Raw genomic sequence first — 3,138 nt, 5'->3', positions numbered from 1 at the left:
CAACCACGACCGCCGGCATTCATCGCTCGGCTACCTCGCACCCGTCGACTACGCTCGGCAATGCACCCATCAATCGGAAACCGACGACTCGCACAGCGACCGGACCGAATGAAGGGGGCGGCCCAGGGCTACTTCGCGCACTCGCTCAACGCCTACGGGCAGCAGGGCAAGCCGTGCCCTCGATGCGGCACGTCGATCGTGCGCGAGAGCTTCATGAACCGGGGTTCGCACTTCTGCCCGCGGTGCCAGCGGCTGCGCACGTAGAGCGGCTACCCGCGCGCGACCGCGGCGATCATGTGCTGCCCCGTTCCGGGGAGAGCCGCGAGAGGACCGCCCTCGTCGAGGACGACGTCGACGAACAGCATCGGTAGGCCTTGAGCCGTCCACGGCGATGCTCTATCCATGAGCTGCGCGTGGACATGCGGTTCACTGCTGTTTCCGGAGTTCCCACAACGTGCGATCCGGGTCCCGGCGCGTACCGTCTCACCGACCTTCACGGCGACGGACCCCTGCTCCAGGTGAGCCACGGTCGCGAAGTCGCCGTTCGCCCCACGGATCGACACGTGGTTGCCCAAGATGAATCCGGGTCCGCCGAGCTCGCGCACCGCTCCCTCGATCAGCATGTAGGCGATCGCCAACCCGCTAGATCGGGCTCGATGGTCGCGCCGCCAGTCGGTGGCGCGCACGACGACGCCGTCGATCATGGCGAACACCGGCTCGCCGAAGGCGGGGTACTCCCGCGCCGGCCGCATGGCGGACCCGCTGCCGAACGACGGGCGGGCGGTGTCGTCGGGTTCGTGCACGAGATCGATGGCGTACGCCTGTCCGTACAGACGGATGCCGTGGCTGGGAACCTTGGTCGCAGGACTGTTCACGCTCAGCCACCGCCCGGACACCGGAGCCGAGATCGCCACGGCCTCTCTGGTCGGAATCAGGCGTGGCCCGATGAAGACCAGAAGCACGCAGACGGCCAGCACACCGACCGAGATGACGGCGACGATGCTCCTCGCCTGACGAGCGCCATCGCCCAGGCTGATCCCACTGGTGAAGGCGATGGCGACGAGGATGAGAGCGGTGACGCCGTAGAGAGCCCCGCGCACACGGTAGAGGGCGAGCAGGATGCGCCTCATCGTTCTGCTCCGAGCACGCACGCGAGCAGGGGCACGATGCGTGCGGCCGGCACCTCATAGCTGCCGCGCCCACTCTGGCGCACCCATCCTGCCGACACGAGCTGGCGCAGATGATGATGCAGTTGTCCGGTCGTCCCGAGGCCGTCGACGGCGGCGAGCTCCGACGTGGCGTGGGTTCCCGAGACGATATGACGAAGGAGCTCGAGGCGCACAGGGTGTCCGAGCGCCGCGAAGACGGATGCGCGTTCCGCCCACGTGGCCTCCAGCTGTCCTGCGGTTCCCACGGTCTGCTGCCAGGACACCGGTGCTCCCGTCGGCAACGTCAGCGCGCCGACGAGCATCACCGCTCCCTCTGTCGTCGAGGCGTCATCGGGGAGGCGCGCCTGCAAGCCGTTCAACGCCCAGAAACCGCCCTCGTCGAAGGGCGCGCTGTGTGAGACGTGGCGCGTCTGCTCCAGCACTGCCACCCGCTCGCTCAGAGCAAGTAGTGCTTCGCGGAGCTGGGAGATCTCATCACTCACGGTCGAATAATACGTCATTACGTAGTATTCGACCATGAGTCGCTTTCACACGGTCTGGAAGGAACGCTGCAGTAGTGGGCGCGTGGCCCACGTGGTGGCCCAGACCACGCCGATCCCGACCGATACGACGGCGGCGATGGTCATCAGCGAGAGTGGGGCCGTGATGAGCGCGATCCCGACGAGCGGGAAGACCAGGACGGCTGCGACCAGCGCCGACCCGATCGCCGTGACCAGCAGAGGCGACATGATCGCGCGACGACGCGCCCGATCCACGGTCTCGGTCGGCATGCCCAGGTGGTGCAGGCTGCGGTGCAGGTCGCGCTGGTCGAGCACATCGGACGCCTGATTGACCCCGACCGACGCCGCGACCATCAGGAACGAGCCGATGAGTGTGATGATGAGCCCGGTGCGGATGTCGTCGGCGAGGGCGATGTCGGACGCGGCGGCGTCGGCGGTGCTCATCATGTTCAGCAGGGCGACTCCCGTGCCGGCGAACACGGCCATGAAGCTCGCCATCGCGATGCCTCCGACCTGACGCCAGGCCGCCTTCGGAGAATCCAGCACGATCCGCGCGGCGAGCAGTCGCTCGGGACGTTCGGCGCGGCGCAGCTGGCGTCCCGCTGAGACTTTGAGCACCCACGGGCCGACCAGATTCAGCACCGCCAACGCAGCTGCGAACAGCCCGGCGAGGATGACGATCGTCATCAACAGGCCGCCGACCGAGGGGAACACCTTGATCAGCACGAAGGTGATTGCGATCGCACCGGCGGCGATCACGGCGCGAATCCAGTGCACCGGTGGCACATCCGTGCGCGTGCGCACGCCCAAGGGCGAGATGACGACGCGTCGAAGGCCGATGACGGCACTGGTGGCTGCGAGTGCGAGCACGGCCGCGACGACGATCACGGTCTGCAGCGGCGGAAGGACCACGGCTGCGAACCCGAGTGCTTCGCCCCGGAACGGGATCAGCCCGATGAGAGGGCTGATCGCGACGTGCCCGATGACACCGGCGAGAGCGCCGACCGCAGCCACGAGCACCGACTCCGCCACGGTGGCGATCGTGACTCCGGCCGGTGACACTCCGAGCAGGCGGAGGGTGGAGAGCCGCTCGTCCCGTCGACGTGCGGAGAGCCGGGCCGCCGCACCACCGAGGGACATCAGCGGCACCACCAGCAGGACCAGCGCGATGGCCGCGAGGGCCTGGTAGAGGGGAGCGATCTCATCCGTCCATCCCCAGAAGGACTGCGCACCCCCGATGACCGTGAGGACCAGCATCGTCACCACGGCGAAGGCGACCACCGGCAGCGCGAGGACGCTGTTCTGGCCGGGAGCAGGCCGCAGCAGGAGGGCGAGGACGTTGCGGTTCATGCGGCCACCGCCGACGAGATGATGCGTCCGTCGCGCACGGCGACCGTGCGTGTGCAGCGGGCGGCGACGTCGGGATCGTGCGTGACCACGACGAGTGTGCGTCCCTGCCCGGTCGTCGA

Annotated in this window: 3 protein-coding genes and 2 pseudogenes; 1 reads left to right on the top strand and 4 read right to left on the bottom strand. The window is 68.3% G+C overall.

Annotated features, from left to right (window positions below; genetic code table 11):
• Positions 1 to 120: 120 nt before the first annotated feature.
• Positions 121 to 264 (top strand): annotated as a pseudogene (locus KZA10_RS10650) (zinc finger domain-containing protein); the annotation flags it as partial.
• 5 nt (positions 265 to 269) lie between these two features.
• Here KZA10_RS10650 and KZA10_RS10645 read toward each other — a convergent pair.
• From KZA10_RS10645 to KZA10_RS18030, 4 genes and pseudogenes are all read right to left on the bottom strand, one after another.
• On the bottom strand, positions 270 to 1,130 hold the full coding sequence (locus tag KZA10_RS10645) for a M23 family metallopeptidase (protein ID WP_218682860.1): 861 nt from the start codon (positions 1,128 to 1,130) through the stop codon (positions 270 to 272).
• Positions 1,127 to 1,651, bottom strand: a complete 525-nt coding sequence (locus KZA10_RS10640; RefSeq protein WP_229778840.1) for a helix-turn-helix transcriptional regulator — start codon at positions 1,649 to 1,651, stop codon at positions 1,127 to 1,129. Before KZA10_RS10640 ends, KZA10_RS10645 begins: the two co-directional genes overlap by 4 nt.
• A gap of 45 nt (positions 1,652 to 1,696) precedes the next feature.
• Positions 1,697 to 3,019, bottom strand: a complete 1,323-nt coding sequence (locus KZA10_RS10635; RefSeq protein ID WP_218682858.1) for a permease — start codon at positions 3,017 to 3,019, stop codon at positions 1,697 to 1,699.
• Positions 3,016 to 3,138 (bottom strand): annotated as a pseudogene (locus tag KZA10_RS18030) (ABC transporter ATP-binding protein); the annotation flags it as partial. The pseudogene KZA10_RS18030 and the gene KZA10_RS10635, both read right to left, overlap by 4 nt.

It is taken from the genome of Microbacterium sp. BF1 (assembly GCF_019279095.1).
Taxonomy (GTDB): domain Bacteria; phylum Actinomycetota; class Actinomycetes; order Actinomycetales; family Microbacteriaceae; genus Microbacterium; species Microbacterium maritypicum.
Note: the sequence above shows the minus strand (reverse complement) of the source record. Positions and strands in the feature narration are given on the sequence as shown.

Coding starts and splice junctions, on each gene's coding strand:
- KZA10_RS10645 (WP_218682860.1), bottom strand. CDS start 1,130: ATGAGGCGCATCCTGCTCGCCCTCTACCGTGTGCGCGGGGCTCTCTAC.
- KZA10_RS10635 (WP_218682858.1), bottom strand. CDS start 3,019: ATGAACCGCAACGTCCTCGCCCTCCTGCTGCGGCCTGCTCCCGGCCAG.